General features: G+C 31.3%; 14 protein-coding genes. 4 read left to right on the forward strand and 10 right to left on the reverse strand.

The genetic code is table 11. The features are described from left to right. Nucleotides 1-240 precede the first annotated feature (240 nt). The 9 genes from G8C43_RS02405 to bshC form a co-directional block, all read right to left on the reverse strand. Nucleotides 241-378: a multidrug transporter gene (locus G8C43_RS02405; RefSeq protein ID WP_105297751.1), complete on the reverse strand. Its 138-nt coding sequence runs from the start codon at nt 376-378 to the stop codon at nt 241-243. Nucleotides 379-718: 340 nt separating this feature from the next. Continuing rightward, nucleotides 719-1609: a hypothetical protein gene (locus tag G8C43_RS02410; protein ID WP_166003879.1), complete on the reverse strand. Its 891-nt coding sequence runs from the start codon at nt 1607-1609 to the stop codon at nt 719-721. Between the two features lie 126 nt (nt 1610-1735). Continuing rightward, the gene (locus G8C43_RS02415) at nt 1736-4354 is read right to left on the reverse strand and encodes a valine--tRNA ligase (RefSeq protein ID WP_166003882.1); all 2619 of its coding nucleotides are present in this window, start codon (nt 4352-4354) and stop codon (nt 1736-1738) included. A gap of 192 nt (nt 4355-4546) precedes the next feature. Beyond that, on the reverse strand, nt 4547-5797 hold the full coding sequence (locus G8C43_RS02420; RefSeq protein WP_166003885.1) for an ABC transporter permease: 1251 nt from the start codon (nt 5795-5797) through the stop codon (nt 4547-4549). A gap of 31 nt (nt 5798-5828) precedes the next feature. Then, nucleotides 5829-7058: an ABC transporter permease gene (locus tag G8C43_RS02425; protein WP_166003887.1), complete on the reverse strand. Its 1230-nt coding sequence runs from the start codon at nt 7056-7058 to the stop codon at nt 5829-5831. A 10-nt stretch (nt 7059-7068) separates the two neighbouring features. Further along, nucleotides 7069-7764 carry an ABC transporter ATP-binding protein gene (locus G8C43_RS02430; RefSeq protein WP_166003890.1) on the reverse strand — a complete coding sequence of 232 codons (696 nt, stop codon included), beginning with the start codon at nt 7762-7764 and terminating at the stop codon, nt 7069-7071. A gap of 368 nt (nt 7765-8132) precedes the next feature. Continuing rightward, on the reverse strand, nt 8133-9020 hold the full coding sequence (gene fabD, locus G8C43_RS02435; protein ID WP_105297757.1) for an ACP S-malonyltransferase: 888 nt from the start codon (nt 9018-9020) through the stop codon (nt 8133-8135). Between the two features lie 56 nt (nt 9021-9076). Beyond that, a complete protein-coding gene (locus G8C43_RS02440; RefSeq protein ID WP_166003893.1) occupies nt 9077-10810 on the reverse strand; it encodes a LysM peptidoglycan-binding domain-containing protein in 1734 nt (577 codons plus the stop codon). 36 nt (nt 10811-10846) lie between these two features. Beyond that, the gene (gene bshC, locus G8C43_RS02445; RefSeq protein WP_166003895.1) at nt 10847-12445 is read right to left on the reverse strand and encodes a bacillithiol biosynthesis cysteine-adding enzyme BshC; all 1599 of its coding nucleotides are present in this window, start codon (nt 12443-12445) and stop codon (nt 10847-10849) included. Nucleotides 12446-12959: 514 nt separating this feature from the next. Between bshC and G8C43_RS02450 the strand changes: the two genes are divergently transcribed. From G8C43_RS02450 to G8C43_RS02465, 4 genes are read left to right on the forward strand one after another with little or no spacing between them, the layout of a single operon-like run. Continuing rightward, nucleotides 12960-15098: a type VI secretion system Vgr family protein gene (locus tag G8C43_RS02450; RefSeq protein WP_166003898.1), complete on the forward strand. Its 2139-nt coding sequence runs from the start codon at nt 12960-12962 to the stop codon at nt 15096-15098. A gap of 22 nt (nt 15099-15120) precedes the next feature. Continuing rightward, on the forward strand, nt 15121-16440 hold the full coding sequence (locus G8C43_RS02455; RefSeq protein WP_166003900.1) for a hypothetical protein: 1320 nt from the start codon (nt 15121-15123) through the stop codon (nt 16438-16440). Between the two features lie 19 nt (nt 16441-16459). Further along, nucleotides 16460-20803 (forward strand): DUF6531 domain-containing protein, encoded by a 4344-nt coding sequence (locus tag G8C43_RS02460; protein ID WP_166003902.1) that lies wholly within the window; start codon nt 16460-16462, stop codon nt 20801-20803. A 3-nt stretch (nt 20804-20806) separates the two neighbouring features. Beyond that, nucleotides 20807-21361, forward strand: a complete 555-nt coding sequence (locus tag G8C43_RS02465) for a hypothetical protein (RefSeq protein ID WP_166003904.1) — start codon at nt 20807-20809, stop codon at nt 21359-21361. A gap of 214 nt (nt 21362-21575) precedes the next feature. Here the strand turns inward: G8C43_RS02465 and G8C43_RS02470 are convergent, their stop codons facing one another. Beyond that, the gene (locus tag G8C43_RS02470) at nt 21576-21767 is read right to left on the reverse strand and encodes a hypothetical protein (protein ID WP_166003906.1); all 192 of its coding nucleotides are present in this window, start codon (nt 21765-21767) and stop codon (nt 21576-21578) included. Nucleotides 21768-22198 lie beyond the last annotated feature (431 nt).

The following is a 22198-nucleotide window of genomic DNA, read 5'->3' on the forward strand; positions in this document are numbered from 1 at the left end:
AAATTATAAGATTATAGTATCGGAATACTACTAATTATTATTTTATCTATTACTTTTGCCATTATTATTTATGCAAACTAAACCATTAATGAAATTTTGTTATAATCAGATAGTTTCAATATATAAAGGTTTGATTTTTCCTCGTTACTAAGGAAAAATGAATAAATTTTCATTTAATAAATGCAACATTTGCATAATTTATTAATTAGATGACAAAAAAGATAAAGGCAAAATTAACTATTATTTTTTCTTAGTTCTGGGTCTAACCCGATCAGTCTCCCTTACTGTAGTCTTAGGATTTTCTTCAGCATATTTTTTAGTGGTGTAGTGTCCAGTTTCGGCATCTCTGTACCTTACTATTTTTTTTTCTTTAGCCATAGTATTAATTTTTGTGATTTATAGGCAAAGATAAAATAATTTTTAAAAATAAAGTATATATTTTCATTTTTTTATCTTCTATTACTTTTAAAATAAATAAATTTATTTTCACTAAATATAGTATTTGATTTTATTTTTAATATAAAATGAAAAAACTGATTACAAGGATAAATACAGATAGAAACATCTATTTTTTTATGAAGGTATAACTTTGAGGATTATTAATTTGAGCATTAGCAACCTTCTATTTAAATTAAAAGATATAAAATTATGGATTATAAAATGATATTAAATAAAACCATCTTCAGTTATAAATTTAAATCAAAAAATATTATTTAAACTAGAGTTCATCTTTATTGAGAATATATAGCGTGGGTTTAACATGAAAGAGCGAATAATTCATTTCTTCAGCGGTTATATATATTTTGGAATCTGTTACGGCAATACCTTCTGTTTGACCGATAGCAGCAGTTAAACCGATCAAGGTTTGTTTGGATTTACCATTAAAAAAATTATGATCATCGAAATCATAAAATTTCCATACATAGGCTGCTTCTTTGGTATATCCTATCAAATATAATGTATCATGGTGTATGTCTGCTCCGGTTATTAAACATTCCGTATTAAAAGTTTCTATCTTTTTTGCAAATTTAGATTTTGATACAGAAGTTAAATCTATTTCGTAATGAGCGGTAAGAAAATCTCCCCATCTTTTAGTAAATAAATGAAGCTTATTTTTATAATAAATAAACGCTTCGCAATCAAAGTTAGTCTTAAAGTTTCCTTTGTTTTCATAATCTTTTTGATCTTCAAACGTAAATTGAAACTGATCGACTATAGTTATTTCTTTTAAATTTGTTGCATTGGCAGGTAAAACTATTTGATATACAGTTAAATCTTTGCGAATGCCTAAATTATTTCCAAAATCACCAATAAAAAGAGTATCTCCTTTACGTGCCAATTCTTCCCAATCAACATTTTTAACTCCTTTGATTTTTATCGTTTCTACTATTTTTCCATCCAGGGTGCTTAATTTATATATTTCGGCTTCTCCTCCGCTGTCGTTACAGGTATATAGGAAATCATTATAAAACTCAAGTGCAGAAGTTTCCTTGATTTGAGACGACAATATATTTTTTTCGGGATATTCGGATAAGTCTAATATATTTTTTTCTACCTGACTATTTAAAACTATTGAAACTAAACAAAAAATAAGGCTAAGTAGTTTCATCATACGTTCTCAGTATTTAATTGATAGGACTTGTCCTATTTACTTATTAATTCAAATAAATCATTTATAAATGTTTTAATAGTTTTATTTCTTTCTATAAACTAAATTTTATAAAAATAGCTAGTCTTATAACTTTTTTAAGCTCTCTTTTAAAATAGTTAATTTTTCCAGTGTATCAGATTGCTTCTTTCTTTCCATTTCGACTACTTTTTGAGGAGCTCCATTCACAAATTTTTCATTAGACAGTTTTGCATTTACACTTTTTAAAAATCCTTCTAAATAAGATATATCTTCCAATATTTTTGCTTTTTCTGCTTCTGTATCGATTGTTTGTGTAAAAGGTATGGCAAATTCCAATTTACCAACTAAAAAAGTATAAGATGGCTCATTTTCATTCAATTGATCCTTTATTTGTGAAATATTAGCTAATTTTTTTATGGTAGCAATATTTTCCAATTTATCGGATGATTTAACTATAAGCGTTAACGATTCTTTGGGTGAAAGGCCTTTTTCAGAACGGAAATTTCTAATACTTGAAATAATTTCTTTGGTTACTTCAAAATTGGATATAATGGATTCATTATATGCGTTTTCAGAGACTGTGGAAGTGATAATAAGGCTTTCTTGTATTTCTCTTTTTTTAATTGTTTGCCAAATCTCTTCAGAAATAAATGGCATGAATGGATGAAGCAATTTTAACAGGTCTTCTAAAATCGCTATTGTTTCTATATAAGTTTTTTCATCAATATCTTCACCAAATGGGGGTTTAACAGCTTCTAAATACCAAGAGCAATAGTCATCCCAAATGAGTTTATAAATATTCATTAATGCATCGGAAATTCGATATTTTTCAAAATCTCCATTTATTAAAGTAACTGTTTTAGCTATTTTATTTTTTAGCCAAGATATAGCTTCTTTACTTTCAATGGTTTGAGGTTTTGATGAATCTACATTCCAAGATTGTACTAAACGAAAAGAATTCCAAATTTTATTTGAAAAGTTTCTTCCTTGTAAACATAAATCTTCATCAAACATAAGATCATTTCCGGCAGACGAACTTAATAATACCCCTACACGTACACCATCTGCTCCGTATTCTTCAATCAATTTTAAAGGATCCGGAGAATTTCCGAGCTGCTTAGACATTTTCCTTCTTAATTTATCTCGTACAATTCCGGTGAAATAAACGTTAGAAAATGGTTTTTCATTTCTGAAAGCATATCCTGCCATTACCATTCTGGCAACCCAGAAAAATATAATATCCGGTCCGGTAACTAAATCTTGGGTAGGATAATAATAATTAATTTCTTTATTGTCCGGTTCATTGATTCCGTTGAAAACTGAAATAGGCCATAACCAGGAAGAAAACCAGGTATCTAAAACGTCTTCTTCTTGTCGTAAGGTTTCAGATGTGATGGATGAGTTTTTTTCTTGAGCTAACTTTAGAGCCTCTTCTTTTGTTTCTGCAATTACAAAATCGTTTTCGCCTTCTCCATAATAATAAGCAGGTATTCTATGTCCCCACCAAAGCTGACGAGAGATGTTCCAATCATGAATGTCTTCTAACCAATTTTTGTAAGTAGTAACGAACTTATCCGGATACAGTTTAAGCTCTTCATTTAATACTGCATCAAGAGCCGGTTTAGCAAAATCTTTCATTTTCATAAACCACTGTACCGATATTTTAGGCTCAATAACTGCTCCCGTTCGTTCAGAAGTTCCCACTTTGTTTACATAATTTTCTTCTTTTTCAAGAAGGTTTTTTTCTTTAAGCTCTTTGGATATTTCCTTACGAACTATGAATCTGTCTTTTCCTTTATAATGCAATCCATTATCATTTAGAGTTGCATTATCATTAAAAATATCAATGGTAGCTAATTGGTGCTTCTTACCCAAATTATAATCATTCACATCATGAGCAGGCGTTATTTTTAAAACTCCCGTTCCAAACTCCATATCTACATATTCATCCTCAATGACCGGTATTTCTCGGTTACAGATCGGTACTATAACTTTCTTTCCTTTTAAAAATTGATAACGCTCATCATTTGGATTTATACAAAGAGCGGTGTCTCCGAATATAGTTTCCGGCCTTGTAGTAGCTACGATTACATAATGGTCTTCATGAGCTACTTTATATCTCAAAAAATATAGTTTTCCGTTATGTTCTTTATAAATTACTTCTTCATCGGATATATTGGTTTTCGCTTCCGGATCCCAATTAATCATCTTGTTCCCTTTATAAATATACCCTCTATTATAAAGATCCACAAAACATTTAATTACTGAATTATATAGATCGCCGTCAAGGGTGAATTTTGTACGATCCCAATCACAAGAACAACCTAATTTTTTTAATTGTTCTAATATGATTCCACCATGTGTATGAGTCCATTCCCATGCATGTTCTAAAAACTTTTCTCTTCCTATGTCAAATTTACTAATTCCCTGTTCTTTTAGCTTGTTAACTACTTTGGCCTCAGTGGCTATGGAAGCATGATCTGTTCCGGGAACCCAGCAAGCATTATATCCCAACATTCGGGCACGTCTTATTAATACATCCTGAATTGTATTATTAAGCATATGTCCCATGTGTAATACACCGGTTACATTAGGAGGAGGAATTACAATAGTATACGGTTTTTTCTCATTCGGTTCTGAATGAAAAAAGTGGTTATCTATCCAAAATTTATACCATTTATCTTCAACGTTTTTAGGAGAATATTTTGCTGTAATTTCTGACATGTATTGTTATTTTTTGAGAATGACTACAAAGGTAGTATTTTATTAAATTTTTTAAAAAAATTATATTACTAGATATAAAAATAGGATTTTCAAAATTTGAAAATCCCATTGCATTTGCTTTTGTGTCTTATCCCTTATCTGATTTTTTAGATAAAGTCATAATTTCCAAAATTAAACTAATTTATATGACTATTATTCTGTTCGCAAAGCCTCAATCGGTTTTATTTGTACTGCTCTTTGGGCCGGTATAAGTCCAATAAACAAACCTAAACTTACCATTAAAAACAAGGCTGCTAATACATTCCAAATATTTACGGTTGGATTATAGAACGGAAATTTAGGATTGGCATCGCCCATAAATGAACTCATTCCTATTAAAAGTAATACTCCTAATATAAAACCGAGTAGACCGGAAAATACAGTTAAAAACACACTTTCCATAAGTATTTGTGATCTTATCTCACCCGGTTTGGCTCCTAATGCTCTTCGGATACCTATTTCCAGGGTTCTTTCTTTCACCGTTATTAATAAAATATTGGAAATAGCAACCACTCCGGCAAGAATGGTTAATCCTCCCACAAACCAAGTAAGGATTTGCAATCCTTTTAAGAAATTGGTTAATTTTCTGAAGTTCTCAGCAAAATTCCAAGCACCGAAAGCCTTTTCATCTGTAGGGGCTACATCGTATTTTTTTCTTAAAGCTGTTTTAATCTTTTCTTCGACCAAATTAACATTGTATTGTGGTTTAATGGAAATTACCATCCAATTTACTTTATCTCCTTGATTGTAGATTTTCTGATAGGTATTGAAAGGAATATATACCACATCTTCCGGTAAAAACCCTGAATTTGGATTTCTGTAAACTCCTACTACTTGAAAATAAATTCCGTTAATTTTGATATATTCACCTATAGCATTTTCTTTATTATTGAATAATTGTTCATAAACCTCTTTACCGATTATCGCAACCTTTTTTTTCTGAACATCATCTTCTTCATTGAGTAATCTTCCTGTAATCAATTGTTTCTTTTGTACTTTGGATACCGAAGCAAAATCACCAAATACGGTGAAATTTTTACTTTTATTTTTTCTGTTTATAACACTTTGTTCTGAGGAAGCAGCATTTCTAGGTACTACAAAATCAATTTCAGGAACTTGTTTTTTCAAATATTCTACATCATCCAAATGAATGGCTAACTCCCTTCCTCTCGGGTATCCTTTATAGGGTTCACCTGTAGATCCACCCCAAAGAAATATACTGTTGGTTGCATATCCGTCAAATATTTTATAAAAACCATTTTCAGCACCTTTAGCAGCTCCTAAAAGAAATACATACAAAAACATTCCCCATGCCACACCGATCATTGTTAAAATGGTGCGCAACTTATTTTTGCTGAGAGTATGGTAAATTTCAACCCATGTTTCTCTATCTAAAATTTGCATTTATATAAGATATTAAATTTCAATAAATAGTTTAATCTGAACTTAAGGCTTCTATAGGTTTTATTTTTGCAGCTTTTCTTGCCGGAATAAATCCTGCTACCGTACCAAAAGTTATTAAGGATACCGTTGCAAAAATTAATAATTCTTTACTTACCGAAGGATCTACTATAAGATAGGTGGAAAGGTTATTACCTATAAAATAAAGTGCCAGACTACCTAAAATAACCCCTGAAATACCGGAAATAACTGTAATGAAAATAGATTCTTGCAATATAAGCCAAACAATACTGAACGGTTTTGCTCCTAAAGCTTTTCTAATTCCTATTTCTTTTGTCCTTTCTTTTACAATATAAACCATAATATTACTAATACCGATAATTCCGGCCATTATGGTACCAAATCCTATAAACATAACCAAAGAAGAAATCACCGTGAAAAACGAGTAGGTATCTTCCATATTTTGGGCTCTGTTTCGAATAACCAAACCGGTTTTATCTGTAGGTGAAATTTTAAGTTTAGAACGTAAAGTTCTCTCAATCTCATCTCCTAATTTCACAGCTACACTAGGTTTCATATCCGATAGATAAGCCACATCTATCTGGCTTACATGATCTGTACTTTTTTTGAGACTTTGTAAAGTGGATATAGGGATGTAAATTATTCTTTCATCATTATCCCCTCCTTCATCGTAGAATATACCTACCACTTTATAATTGATTCCGCCTATATTTATATATTTACCTAAGGCTTTTTCATTTTTAAAAAGATCTTTTTCTACCAATCGACCTATAACGGCAAATTTAGTTTTGTTTATTATATCTGATTGATTTAAAAAACGTCCTGATGTAACAATTGCTTTCTCAATATATTGCTTATCCGGGTAAGTTGCCTGAACTGTATAGATTCCTGAGGATGTTCTGTAAGTAACATTTTCAGGCTGTGTGATGGTAGCTGTTTTATACTCTAAATTTTCATCAAATTCTTTCTTTACAAGTTCAAGATCTTCATTTTTAAGAGTTACATCCCTGTTTTGTTGTAAACCTAAATATGCTTCGGTTGCTTTTCCAGGAATAATATTAATTGTACTTGAGGAATCCAATATGAAGGCTTGTGAAAAGCCATTTTTTAAACCATTTCCAAAACCGAAAAGTATAATGAAGATAAATAATCCTAATGATATTGTAAAACCCGAAAGAAAAGTTCTTAATTTATTTTGCTTGATGGAATAAAATATTTCCTGCCAGCGATCTATATTAAACATAGTTAATAAATTATACTAAAACTTCTTGATTAATAAATTCATCCCTTTCAATTATACCATCTTTTAAATGAACTACCCTTTTGCATTGTTTTGCCACATCGGGTTCATGTGTAACTATTAAAATAGTTTTTCCTTCGTTATTAATTTTTTGTAAAAATTTTATTACATCATATGTGGTTTGACTGTCAAGCGCTCCTGTAGGTTCATCGGCTAAAATAATTTTAGGATGTGTTACCAACGCGCGAGCAATTGCCACCCTTTGTTTTTGTCCACCCGACAATTCATTAGGCATATGATCTGCTCTATCATCCAATCCTACCCTTTTTAGATATTCCATGGCCCTGGAATTTCTTTGAGAACGTTTTACTTTTTGATAATATAAAGGAAGTGCGACATTTTCCATAGCATTTTTAAAGCTTATCAAGTTAAAGGACTGGAAAACAAAGCCTAAAAATTTATTTCTGTAATCTGCTGCTTTTGATTCGCTTAAATCTTTTTCAATTTTAACCCCATCCAATAGATATTCTCCTTCGTCAGCATAATCCAATATTCCAAGAATATTTAACAAGGTAGATTTACCTGATCCGGAAGATCCCATAATAGCAACCATTTCTCCTTCTCCTATTTCCAGATTAATTCCTTTTAATACATGTAATTTATTATGACCTATGTCATAATATTTATGTATGTTTTTCAATGAAATCATGTCGTTTGCAATTGTAGTTACTAATTTGTATAATTTAACTACTAAATGTTACAGATTACCGCAAAATCGAAACAGTTTATTTAATATATGTTTAACATTCTATATAAACTAAAAATGATCGATAAATTAAATTTAATGTTTAATTCTAGCTTTTCTAAAGCAAATTAATTATATCCGTATAAACCTCTAATGAATTTTTGTTTAATCTGTTTTAAAAATTTTTATAAACATAAATTCTAAATGGTGATATTATATAAAGATTTAAAATCTTTTTGTTTAAAAAAGTTAAAGATTTATCGTTAAAAAATATTCGTCATAAAAAAAGAGATCTTATATAAGATCTCTTTTTTTTATTCTATTAAATTTTTTTAGTTGGAAAGTGAGGAAACTTCAACGGAACTGTCAATTTTTTTAATTAATCCTTGTAAAACCTTTCCGGGACCGGTTTCTGTAAATACCGAACAATTATCCTGTATCATATTACGAATTATTTTTGTCCAGTTTACCGGAGAGGTCAATTGTTTAATAAGATTTTCTTTTATTTCCTCAATATTGGTAACTGCTTTACTGGTATAATTCTGATATATTGGGACACTAGGTGTATTAAATTTAGTTTTAAGAATAACTTCTTCTAATCTTTTCTCGGCACTTTTCATAAGTGGTGAATGGAAAGCCCCGCTAACAGGCAGCAAAATTGCTCTTTTAGCCCCTTTTTCTTTTAAAGTTTCACAAGCTTGTTTAACTGCCTCTGTATGACCTGATATAACCAATTGCCCCGGACAATTATAATTTGCGGGAACTACAATATTATTTTCAGAGGAAATCTCCTGACATACCTTTTCGACAGTTTCATCATCTAAACCTATAACCGCTGCCATCGAAGAAGGATTTTCTTCACAAGCTTCTTGCATCGCCAAGGCTCTTTCGTAAACTAATTTTAAACCGTTATCAAAAGACAGGACTCCATTTCCAACTAATGCAGAAAATTCTCCTAAGGAATGCCCTGCTACCATTTCAATTCGGGCATTTTCATTAACTTTAGCAGAAGCTATGGAATAGATAAAAATTGCAGGTTGAGTTACTTTTGTTTGTTTTAGTTGTTCTTCGGTTCCCTTAAACATGATATCAATGATATTAAACCCTAATATATCATTAGCAGAGTTCATCATTTCTTTAATATCAGCTCTGCTCTCATATATTTCTTTTCCCATGCCTGGGAACTGAGAACCCTGTCCGGGAAATACTAATGAATTCATTAATTTTTTTTAATATTAAGTATTTTATTGTTATATGTAATTTTGTTTGTTCTAAGTTATTTTAATAATTGAATAATTCTAGCTTCTTGATTAACCCAAGCTCCATTTTTATTTATTCTTCTAAAAGAATATTTATTGCTGACTTGTTTGCTTTCAGCTTTCATAATTGCGTTTGATAAATTCCCTTTTTCATCAACACGACTTAAAATATCATAGGTTACATCAAAACCGGTAATAGCATATTTATCCGGCATATGACAATATTTTTTCTTATATAAATTCATCATTTTTTGTTCATTAAATCCAAATTCATTTACATAATTTGTATCTAAATATAACAATCCGAAATTTATAAGTTTTTCTTCATATTTTTTATTATCAAACAATGAAGAATAAAATAAAGAAATAGGTTGTATTTGATTGTTTTCAAAACTAGTTATCGTATCTAAATATTTATTTATTACCGGATCTTGATTTGAAATTAATAGGGCATAAATTTTATTATATTCTTCAGTAACTAAATTCTGATCCGGTTTAATATCTTCTGCATTTTTAGTTAAAATTACTTCCGCATTATTTTTTCTATCTTTAATTAATGATTGAATAAATTGAGCCGTTTTAAAATGTTCCTCATCATATACTATATATATTTTCTCGTTGGAATATTTTTTTAACATTTCTTCAGTTACTTTCTCAGCTAATATTTGATCTTTTGTATTATATAAAATTAAATTTTCGTGTTTATCTAGGTCATCGCTGGAAGAAAATGGAGAAATTATCGGAATTTTTTTAATTTTATCTGCTAGGGTCAATAAGTTCGATTTAAATAAAGGTCCTATTATAAGATTGGTATTCGAAAAATCATAGGTATTTACAATTTCTCTGAATTTATTGTCATTACTTGTGTCAAATATCTTTACATGAACTCTTTTTCCTCTATTGGACAAAGAATCCAGTGCAAGTTTAACTCCTGAATAAAATTGAGTAGCTATACGTCTTTCCGCATTAACGGACGATTCTCCGGTATGGAAAGGTAAAAATAAAACCACATTTACTCCGTCTTTTCTAAATTCACTATCGGCTTGACTTGATGATTGATCTTTAGCATCATTCTGTAAACCATTTTCAGGTAATTTATTCTTACTTAAGATATCTGATTCCTTATCACTCTGATTTTCAATATTTTCTTTTTTATTAGTTTCTATTGGATCATCTTTTGCCGAAGTTAACTCTTTTTTATCTTTTATGTTGATTTCTTCTTTTGAATCTGATTTATTTATTTTTAATTCTTCCTGATCCTTTTTATCATCACTATAAACATGATTATAAGCATTTGAATTTTCCAATGAGGAATTGGCAGGAATTTTTAGAATTTCACCAATTTTGGGACCGTTCTTATCCATAGACGGATTAAGAGCTATTATGCTTTTAATCGAAGTATGATACTTTTTACTTAATCCGTACAACGTTTGTTTAGGCTCAACGGTAATATAAAAATAATCTAAATTTTTTGAATTTTCTATATTTTGTGTGTTATTAGCAGTGTTGGAAGTTAAATATTCATTCGCTTTAGAAGAAGCTTTTTTATCCGGTATATTAAGTATTTCCCCTATCTGAAGTGTACGGCTGTTTAATTGAGGATTTACTTTTTTTAAATCATCAATGGAAACATTGTATTTTTTACTTAACCCATAAAGCGTTTCTTTCGCCATAACAGTATGTTTTTGCTGTTGCGAAAGCATCAAGGAACTTATAAATAATAATAGCAGCGTATTAAATTGCTTTTTCATTTCTAAATAACTTTGTTGCAAATGTAATTAAATTATTTATTTCCCTTTTTCTAAATTAAATACTGTTACAATATTTTGAAATTCATTGATTTCATTATATATTCGAGCTAAAAATTCAGATCCCATTGTGGCATAATAAAATGAAAAATTATAGACCCTTTCCTGCCAACTACCTTCAGGAAATAATTCTTCATATAATTTTTCAAAATTATACACAATTTCTTTATGTTTTAATCTATTTGCTTTATAAAAACGTTTGTTTATTTTTTCCAACCCATTGAGCTGCTTTTTCTTTTGAGCCATAATCATATTTTCCCAACTAGGATCTGTATTAGTAGATTCTTTCAATAAATCATCGAAAATATCTTTTAAACGTCTTTCGTATTTTGTAAAATCAAATATATAGGATGAATTTTGAATTACTAGGGTATTAATTGTTTGTTCTTTTGGAAGAAATAAATGATTGATATTCAAAGAAAGTCTTTTCATTCTTTTTTCTTGATTGTCATTAATCAATAAAAAGGAATTTCTTGGTACCAATATAGGAAAAGGAATATTTTGTTCAGAAAAATAATCTTTAAGTTCCATCCAATATGCAATTTCTGCATTTCCACCAATATAGGCAACGTTAGGCAATATGACTTCCTGATACACCGGTCTCATTAATGCATTGGGACTGAAATTTTCGGGATGTTTATCTATTTCTTCCAGTATTTCAACTTCACTAAAATTTTTACAGCTTCCTAAAATATAATATTTACCATTGGTTTCATCTATACGGTTTCTTTCTTTATTTTTATGATAAAAAAAATTAATTTTTCTTGGATTTACTTGTATTTTATAATGATTCGATTTTAATTTTTCGATTGTTTTTGAAATGATTCGGAAAGATTTTTTTTCCTTGATATCATCTTTAATAAACGGTATAAACAATTTTTTTAAAGATTCTGTATTTCCATCTATAAACAATAGACCATATTCTTTAAACAATTCATGAACTAAAATTCGAGTGGCATCTGAAAGATTATCCGCGGTATAATAGGATTTTTCAATAATCTTTCTTAAATCCTTTCCAAAAGGATAATATTTCAATTCTTCATAAAAATCGGATAGGACAGTTTTTAATCCACCGGTTGAAATTTCACCTACATAATCATGATGTTTCTCATTCCAACTTATAAATTCTCTATTAAAGTTAAAATGATTTATTTCCTCAAAATCATGATCTTCCGTAGCCATCCAGAAAATTGGAATAAATTTAAATTCCTCTTGTCTTTTATTCATCGTATCACATAATTTTATTACCTGTAAAATTTTATAGATGAAATATAATGGACCGGTCATTAAATTTAGTTGATGCCCGGTTGTGATGGTTATTGAATTCGCTAAACTAAGATTTTTTAGATTGATTGTTTGCTTTTCAGACAATTGTAAATTTTTTAGCTGTCTTTGCAATACATCAACTAATTTTTCCCTGTGTTTATAATTGGAAATTTTTTCTCTAGCCTGTAGAAGTAAAGATTCAGGCGATAAATTTCTTTCATAAAGAGATGCTGTTTTTTCCTCCTTAGTTACATAATCTTTAATTAATTGAGAAATTCCGGGAATATCGGCAATGTTAATCTGATTTTTCACAATTCAAATTTACAATAATTTTTGTCAGATAAAAACTACACTTTTGTATCTAAATAATAATGACAAATATTAAGTTTTTAACCTTATTTACTGTAAATAAAATAATTGTGCCAAATAGTTATATTAACAATAGTAACGTATATTAATTACTAATTTAAAATATTTAAAGAAATACAGATTAATTAGTAGAATTAAATCCTATGTTTATGTTGATTTTAAATTAAAGAATCGTATTTACTATTAAAAACTTCATCTCCAATATATTACATTATAAGTTATTATTTCATCTATGTTATAATTATAGTATAGATATTAATAAAAAATTCAAAACTCATAAATCTTCTCTATTATTTAATTTTATTAGCTTTTATAGATATATATTTACTATTTTATGTATTTATTTAAGATATTTTTTAATATTTAATTATTAATAAATAAATAAAATAACTATATTTACTCCATATTTTTTATAAATATTAGTTTTTATTTTTTAACACAATTAAATTACAATCCCATGAATCCTTTGGATAAAAAGAATTCGGTGAATCTTAACACTAAAGATTTGACTAAAAATATAGTTGATTCTTCCGGAATTACCGATAAGGTAAATCAAAAAATTAATTCGTTTACAGCTCCTGTTTCCGATCATTCGGATAAGCTTGATTTGCTTAAAAAAAATATAGTTGCAAGTAGTGATAGATCCATTAAACTTGAAGATGCCATTAAACCTCCTGATTGTTTTAGTGTAACTCCTCCGGATGCTCTGGAAAAGAAAATTAAAGATATGGCTTCTCAATTTTTTGCTAAATATGGAGGGGATTTAGCTTCTCAACTTAAAAATTCTCATATTGTTTATGCAGCTATTTCTATCGATGGTAACGAAGTATTACGAGACAGTCATTTTACTCTTACGCTAAACCAAAAAATGGCGGACCATGACCATTTTGAAATTTCTTGTTATGCGGAGGCTTTCGGTGATAGGGATTCTTATCCGATGACCAATTCTCGTGAGCTTTTAGGTAAGAAAATTTCTATTCAACTCAAACAATACGGACAAACCGCTTATATTTTTTCGGGTATTGTTACCGAGCTTTCCAATAAAAAGGTGGATGGCTATAATAAGCTTTTTATCAAGGGCCATGCTCCTACTATTTTATTGGAAAACGGACTGGATTGCCAAAGTTTTGAAAATCAAAGTTTGGATGCTATCATTCAACAGGCTACTTCGGAATATCAGTCAGATTTGCTTAGCTGGGACTTACGTCCTATGTTAAAAGACCCTCTACTTTATACGGTACAATATCGTGAATCGGATTGGGAGTTTATTAAACGTTTGGCCACAAGGTATGGGGAATGGCTCTATTATAACGGGCAACAAATTGTCTTTGGAGGAGCGGGAGGTAAAACTGTGGAATTGGTAGAAGAAAAAGATGTCTACAGTTATGAGCTGAAAATGAGATTAGTTCCTCAAAAATTCAGCTATGTTGGTTATGATGCGAAAAGGGCTCAAAACCATACGGTAGACTCTGACAGTATTCCTCCTAAATGGAGTATTGTTAATCCTTTTCAACAACATGCTATCACCGCTTCGGAAAAAATATACGCTAAGGTGCCTTTATCCTTATACAATCAATCCTTATTGGAAAAAGGTTCTATTGAGGTAACCCAAGCCGTGGAAAGGCAAAAGCTCAGACGTCAACATGTGCTGTTTTTAGAAGCTAAAACCAATAATCCTAATTTAAGATTGGGAGATATTGTAAAGCTTAAAGGCTGGATGCCTAAAAGCGGGCTTTTTAAAGACGGGGAAGTTCCTTTGGAACGATATAAAATTATAGAAATCACGCATTCTCAAGACATTACCGAAGGATATTATAATGAATTGGTGGGCGTGCCTATGGACAATATGGTTCCTGAATATATGGATGAGGATGCTATTCCTTTATGTGAAGAGCAATCGGCTACGGTTATGGATAATAACGATCCAGAAGGAATGTCTCGAATTCGGGTACAGTTTCCTTGGCAAAAGCCTTTTAACGGTATGACACCCTGGATTCGTTCAATTACCCCATATGCAGGAAAAGGCAAAGGAATGCATGTAGTTCCTGAAATTGGAGAGGAAGTAATCGTGAGTTTTGAGAACGGAAATGCAGAAAAGCCGGTAAGCTTAGGGGCTATGTTTAATGGAGAAGGTAAATCCGGACATGGTGGAGCCGGTAATTATATGAAAGGTTTGCAAACTGCAGCAGGATCAAACCTTACTTTTAACGATCAAAAAGGAGATATGACTTTAGCCGATAAAGGGACAGCATTCTTAGTCATGGATGGTGCCGGTAATACGGATTTAGACTCAAAAGATAAAATTACAATCCAAAGTGGAGAATCCAGTATAGAGCTTCATAAAGACGGTAAAATAATTATTAAAGGTAAAGAAATAAAAATTGAAGGAGAAAAAACAATAGAAACTAAAACAAAATCCCATACTACAACAGGTACGGACATTGTAAAAACAATAAGTAAAACCCTTATTGCTAAAAAAGCCCCTAAAGTAACAATAAATGCTAAAGGACAAGTAGAAATTAAATCAGGGCAAACTATAGATGTAGAATCCACTATATCAAATATTAAAGGATCTGATTCTGTCAATCTTAATTAAGAAATTTATTTTAAGCTAAATTATGAATAACGAACATAATCCGATCGCCATACGATTGAATCGAATTCAACAAAATTGGAAAGATCAAATACAAGGTAAAAATTATAAAGTTGTACGTTTTTTATTAGAAGATGAGGACGATTTACCCCTTATAAATGGCTTTTATAAATTAGAATCTTCCCCACACAGATCAATAGATGAAATACTGGTTGTACTTTTAACTGATTTTGAATCTAAAAAAAATTTTTCTTATCAATTAGCCAAAGATTGGCTTGATGAATATGAAAAAAATTTAATTAAATACCCTAATTTACCTTGGAATGAATTTTCAGAATTTAGGGATAAATTTAAAAAAATCGATCCTGAAATTCTTCATGGTAAGTTTTTGTTAGAACTTTTTATAAGTTACAAAAAATTTCTTCCTAATAAAGAAGAAAAATTAAGGATAGGTTTAATTCCTAGAAAAGTATATAATTATACAGAATTTGCAAAATGGCTTAAAGTATTTGCAGAACAATTACCGGAAGGCATAGGAGTAGTAGTAACCGATTATAAAGAAAATTCCTATTATTCTAATGTAATCAATAATCCTAATTATTCCTCCTTTTCTATACCTGTGAAAAGTCAAAATATGAAAGGTGCTTATGAAGAATTAATTAAAAGTGGTAATCCTTCAGATCCTCAAGTAAAATTTAATGTTTGCATGATGGAAATGGGAAAACAGGCTTCAGCACAAAATAAATCAGGAATCTATCATTGGGGAAAAAAATTACTCGATGTAGGTCAGTCAACAGGTGATAAAGGAATATGGGCATCTGCACATCTCATATTTGCGGGTTTTTTATTCAGTTTTAAAGATAAAAATATACACTCCTTGTTAGATAAAGGTATAACTATTTGTCAATCACAACTAAAAAATAACGATATCTCCTCTTTAGGTATTTTATTTCAATTATATAATTTTAAAGCATCTTATTGTAGTATTGAGGGAAAACATAAAAAAGCCTGGGAGTATTTTGTTAAAAGTACAGACCAAGCCATGAAAACCCAACACTTTATGGAGGCTATCAGCAGCTGTAAAAATGCAATAATTATAGCTGAGAAAAATTTTATGAAATCAGAAATGAACCAATATATGGAAAGTGGAATATTTTGGGAACTATATAAGCAAGAAGATGAATTTATTAAGATAACCGAATTCAATTTTATTGCAAACTATTACCTTTCCAATTCACCCATACTCACCGAAGATGATCATCGTAACATTAGTGATCGCATGGAAAATCTTTTTGGGCAAAAATGGAGACATAAAGCTTATTCAAATTTACAAATGTCACCGTAAAATAATTAAAATTAAAAAAATGTTACTAACAGACAATCATTTTACCCCCGTATTAGGAATAGATATACATTTTACAGCTTTTCCTCCTTTCAATCCTTTTCACCCGTACATAGGCATTGTATTGGATCCTATGGATTATATGCCTTTTGTAGGAACTAACGTACAAATAAAAGGAAAAAAAAGAGGGGTTTCCGATACTAACGGAATTATACTCACTATAAAGCATATACCTCTTTTTACTCCGCCTTGGATTATGGCTCCAATTATAGGACATCAATCCATGAATTTTTTCGCATCTAAAAAAGTATTTGCAGATAGCACACGTTTAAGTCCTAAAGGACATATGCTTATGACTTGTAATGATATAGGAATACCTTTATCACTACAACCGGGAAAGAAAAAATTTTGGAAATTAATACCAACATTGTTTGCACCAACATCCTATTCCCTGCCCATCTCATTTGGACCTAAAGTAAATGTGGGTGGCCCCTTTCCTCCGGATTGGGGTGGAATTATAAGCGGTTTAGTTATGAGTTTTGGTTTTGGTGCTGTTATGAAAGTTGTTGGTAAAGGTGTAGGTAAAGGTATAAAGGGTATTAGAAAGGGACTAAATAAAGCCAAAGCTGGAATTACTAAATTTAATTATAAGTTAAAAGCAAAAAAAGGCCCTAACAAATTAAGTAAATTTTTATGTCATTTGGGTTTCGAACCGGTCAATTTAGTTACCGGAGCAGTTGTTTATGAAGGAACTGATTTTACTATTCCGGGGATTATGCCATTGGAATGGAAAAGAGCTTGGTATTCAGATTCTGATTATGCAGGTCCTTTAGGGCATGGTGTCCATTCGAACTATGATTTGGATGTAGAAATATTTCCCGATGATGAAATAATTCTCGTTCGAGCCGAAGACGGTAGAATTATTGAATTTCCTCTTCTTGAGATAAACGAAAATTATTATTTGAGAGAGGAAAAAATGACCCTAACAAGAAATAAAAACGGCTATGAGTTATTCCTTCACCCCAATCAACTTACCTATTTTTTCGAACATAGAATACATCAATATCAATATAAAATTAGTAGAATACAAAATACAGCCGCTTTTTCTTTACAATTTTATTATTCAGGAGGGGTTCTTTCAGAAATTATTGATACTGCTAACAGAAAGATAAAACTCTATCGGAATGGTGAAAAAATCATTAGAATAGTATTGGTTAGGGATGATGTAAATAAGGAAGAAGATCTTGTGCAATATCAGTATGACCAAATCGGCAATATGATCGGAATTACCGACGGACGAAATCAAACTACTAACATTCACTATAAAGGAACATTGATGGTTAAGAAAACAGACCGTAACGGTCAATCCTTTTATTGGGAATATGATGGAACAGATTATAACGCCAGATGCATTCATACTTGGGGTGATGGAGGTTTACAAGAAGGTCGAATGGAATATTATCCCCAAAAAGGCTTTAACTGCATTATCGATTCACATGGGGCTGAAACTTATTATTATTATACTTCTGACCAACTGGTTACTCAAATAAAAGACCCGTTGGGAAATTCTAAATTTTTCCATTATACGGAATTTATGGAACTATATCGAGAAATAGATGAAGAGGGTAATTGTACCGGCTATAGTTACGACGATAATGGCAATCAAACTGCCATTACCTATCCGGATGGCAGTGAACAAATTTTTATGTATGATCAAAAAAACAGACTTACACTTACCATTTCGCCCGAAGGACAAAAAAAATCTTATGTATATAAAGAAAAAAGCCCTTTATTACATGCTATCATAGAGCCGGATGACAGTATAACGGTATTTGAATATAACGAGAAAAATCTTTTATCCGAAGTTCGGAAAAATGGAAATTCTGTCTTTTTATCCTATGATAATCATAATAATCTTATTTCCTTATCCAATACAAATAAGCTATCCACAGAATGGAGTTATGATTTTCGAGGAAATGTAACTCGTGTAAAAAATGCTCAAGGTATAAACCAACACTTCAAATACGATAAACTTGCAAGAGTTACTTCGATACGCTCCCATAATCAAGAAACTTTTTTCCGATATAATGCCTATGAAGAAATTATTGAAGCCCTAGAAGGCAATAAAAAAATAAATTTTAAATATACTCCTCTGGGAAGTTTGCTAATGAGAGAGCAAAACGGAATAAAAGTACAGTTCAATTATGACAAAATGGAACGCATTAAAGAAATACGAAATCAAAAAAATGAAAAGTACCAATTTTTTAGAAATTCTCGGGGCGATATTAATCGTGAAGTGGGCTTTGATCGTATGGCGGCCGACTATATACGAGATCGAGCGGGAAAAGTAATTAAAATTAGTAAAAGCGGCGGAGCTTGGACAATATATGAATACAACCTTGCAGGACAAGTTATACGACAAGAATATTCGGATGGAACATGGGAAACGTTTGACTATAATAAAAACGGACAACTGGTAGAAGCCCGAAATCAAGATAATTGTGTAAAACTTTTAAGAGACAAGGCAGGACGCGTTATTAAAGAAATACATAACAGTGGATTACCCCAAGATGAAGGCCATCATATTATCAGTACTTTTGATAATAACGGTAACCGCAAGCAACTTAAAAGTTCACTGGGCACAGATATTCAAAATACTTTCGATGAAAACGGTAACCTTCTTACTCTTACAGCCAATATAGTATCAGATCAAAATAGTTCTCAATGGAAAGCCCGAATTACTCGTAATTTGCTGGGACAAGAAATAGAAAAAGAGCTTAACGGACGTATTAAACTTACCACTTCCTATGATGAGCAGGGAAGGATATTTTCCAGCCGGGTACACAGTGGAAGAACTGAAACCTATAACCGTCAATATAGCTGGAGTCCGGGGCATCAGCTAAATCATGTCATAAACGGTTTAACTCAAGGCAAAACCGAATTTTCTTATGATTCCTTCGGAAACTTAGCTAGTGCCGGTTATCAAGACGGAAGCTACGATTACAAACTTCCCGATGAGGTGGGTAATTTGTATTCCGATACACAAAAATCCGATCAAATATATGGGGCATCGGGTAAGATTCTAAAGGATAAAAATTGGAATTATCTTTATGATAAACAGGGAAATCTTATTTTAAAAACTCCGAGAAATTTTAATAATTCTGCCAATAACTTACCAAAAAATTCATCTTTCTTAAGTGAAAATACAAATTCTAAGAACAATTTTTGGATTGAAGAAAATGAATTTGACCGTAAGGCCGAAATACGGAGATATTCAAAATCCGAACTCAAACAATACGATAAAATAAGAAAAAAAAGAACGCTTGAAAATTCTGACCCTCCACAATGGCAACAAGGTGACTGGGAATACCAATGGCAGGGTAACGGAATGTTACAAGCGGTACGCAATCCTCAGGGGAAATGGATCCGTTTTGAATACGACGCGTTAGGAAGAAGAACAGCGAAAATTGCAAATACAAAGATTTATCGTTATCTTTGGGATGGTAATGTATTATTACATGAGTGGTTTTATGAGAGTGAGCGACGACCTAAGGTTGTTTCTGATGAGCTGGGAATGCTTATGTTGGAACAATCCGAACCGATCGAAAACCTGACCACTTGGGTTTATGAGGAAGGAAGTTTAGTACCCACAGCTAAGTTATGCGAGGGCAAGTCCTACTCGATTGTATCGGATTATTTGGGCAGACCCGCTCAGGCCTATGATTATAAAGGTAAGCTGGTTTGGCAGGTGGAATTTGACATCTATGGCAGAATACGGGAAAATTTATTTAACAATAAGTCGTTTATTCCGTTCAGGCAACTGGGGCAGTACGAAGATAAGGAACTAGACGGGCTTTATTACAATCGGTTTAGGTATTACGACAGTAATACGGGAACTTATATAAGCCAAGACCCCATCGGTCTGCAAGGAAATAACCCGAATTTTTATGCCTATGTACACGATACAAACACTTTGATAGACCCTTTCGGTTTAAGTCCTATTCCTATTGATAGATTTCCGTCTTGGATGCCGACAAAGCAAGGGTATCAAAGACATCACATAATACCGTACAGTTTACGGAATCATACTCTATTCCAAAAATCGGGATTGGATATTAATAATGCTACAAATATGAAGTATTTACCAGTAGCCGAAGGAATAGACCCTAATCCAAACAAATCTTTACACGAAGGATTCAATTCCGTACACGCAGATTATAATGATATAATGGGCAAAAGACTTGATGCTCTTGAAAGGGTTGCAACAAAAGAAAAATGGAGTCCAACGAGAATACAAACGGAGATTCACAATTTACAACACCGGACAAGAGCCGAGTTAGATTCAGGTAAATTAAAATGTCATTAGATTATGTTATATGAATTAAGAACAAGTATTTTAAATGAGTTAGCTATTGTTGATTTGTCGAGCATCAAAGAAAAAGATTATGAGGAATATTATAATTATTTCATTGAGGGGCTTAATGATAGAAAGTTCCTTGAACATAAAAAACTTGTTTTTACAGCTCAACAAGGATATAACAGTAATAATATAGAGAAGATTGATTATTTAAAATGTTCTTCGCCTGTTCCTATTTTTTCTCAACAATTTGTTGAAATATTGCAGGACAAGTTAAGGCAGGATATGGAGTTTATTCCCTGTAAAGTTATCTGTGATAATATTTCGTATGATTTTTATGTAGGTAGGATTTTAAATTTCATACAACTAATAGACAAAGAAAAATCAGAATATTATGAGTTATCAGAGGGCGAAAAAATTATGGATATTCCTGTTTTTAGTAGTTCCGTCAATACCGATTTTTATATAGCTCGTGATAGTGAAGAAAAAAATCTATATGCAATTACAGATAAAATGAAAGAGGTAATAATAGAACATAATTTCAATATCAAACTAAAAGAAGTTTAAGACTTTAACCGCTTTCTTCAAAGCGGTTTTTTTATCTCTTTCCGCTCCAAAAGCGGAAGAAAAAGGGGGCAAAAAAGGTGTGGCAAAGCCACGCATTTATAAAAATTGCTCCGCAAAATTTGGCTTTTAGTCTATTTTCTACCCTTAAAATCGCCCAAAATAAAAAAGTTATCCACAATTTGCATTTTTTCATAACACTTTGATTTTCTTTCCTTTACCGTTCTTTTTCGCCTTTTTCCATTTTTGCCCAATCCGCTTTATTTTCAGCGATTTTGGAACGGTATTTTTCGGGTGGTTTTGGTGGTTTTCCTGTTGCGTTTTTGGGGTGTTTTTTTTTCTTTTTTCGGGGCTTTTTCTGTCCGCTGTTGCGGACGGATATTTTTAAATTTTCTCGTGGCTCTGCCACTCCTTTTTTTCGGGGCTTTTTTCTTTTTTTTTATTTTCCTGCGGAGCAGTCTAAAATCGGGGCTTTTTTTGGCGGAAAATCCGCCAGTAATTTTTAATGGCTTTCGCCATTATCAGACTTTTAAAATCGGTTTTTAACCGATGATTTTTTACAAAAATCTGTTTCCTGTTCCGCCATTGGCGGACAATTTTTTTTCGGGGCTTTTTTCACTGCTTCGCAGTGATTTTTTTCGCTTTTTAATCGCTGGAAACGATTAAAAATATTAACATTTCGGACATTTTGTCCGTTGTCGTTTTTCGTTGCTTTCAGTCGCAGAATTGCGACTGTTTTTTGCCGATTTTCGGCAATTTTCAGACTGTTTTTGCTCCAAAATTGGAGCAAATTTCTCGGGGCTTTTTTCTTTTTTCCGCCTTTGGCGGTTCGGGGCTTTT

The organism is Apibacter sp. B2966 (assembly GCF_011082485.1).
Lineage (GTDB): Bacteria > Bacteroidota > Bacteroidia > Flavobacteriales > Weeksellaceae > Apibacter.

Coding starts and splice junctions, on each gene's coding strand:
- G8C43_RS02450 (WP_166003898.1), top strand. CDS start 12,960: ATGAATCCTTTGGATAAAAAGAATTCGGTGAATCTTAACACTAAAGAT.
- G8C43_RS02430 (WP_166003890.1), bottom strand. CDS start 7,764: ATGATTTCATTGAAAAACATACATAAATATTATGACATAGGTCATAAT.
- fabD (WP_105297757.1), bottom strand. CDS start 9,020: ATGAATTCATTAGTATTTCCCGGACAGGGTTCTCAGTTCCCAGGCATG.
- G8C43_RS02405 (WP_105297751.1), bottom strand. CDS start 378: ATGGCTAAAGAAAAAAAAATAGTAAGGTACAGAGATGCCGAAACTGGA.
- G8C43_RS02425 (WP_166003887.1), bottom strand. CDS start 7,058: ATGTTTAATATAGATCGCTGGCAGGAAATATTTTATTCCATCAAGCAA.
- G8C43_RS02465 (WP_166003904.1), top strand. CDS start 20,807: ATGTTATATGAATTAAGAACAAGTATTTTAAATGAGTTAGCTATTGTT.
- G8C43_RS02460 (WP_166003902.1), top strand. CDS start 16,460: ATGTTACTAACAGACAATCATTTTACCCCCGTATTAGGAATAGATATA.
- G8C43_RS02410 (WP_166003879.1), bottom strand. CDS start 1,609: ATGAAACTACTTAGCCTTATTTTTTGTTTAGTTTCAATAGTTTTAAAT.
- G8C43_RS02420 (WP_166003885.1), bottom strand. CDS start 5,797: ATGCAAATTTTAGATAGAGAAACATGGGTTGAAATTTACCATACTCTC.
- G8C43_RS02440 (WP_166003893.1), bottom strand. CDS start 10,810: ATGAAAAAGCAATTTAATACGCTGCTATTATTATTTATAAGTTCCTTG.
- G8C43_RS02415 (WP_166003882.1), bottom strand. CDS start 4,354: ATGTCAGAAATTACAGCAAAATATTCTCCTAAAAACGTTGAAGATAAA.
- G8C43_RS02455 (WP_166003900.1), top strand. CDS start 15,121: ATGAATAACGAACATAATCCGATCGCCATACGATTGAATCGAATTCAA.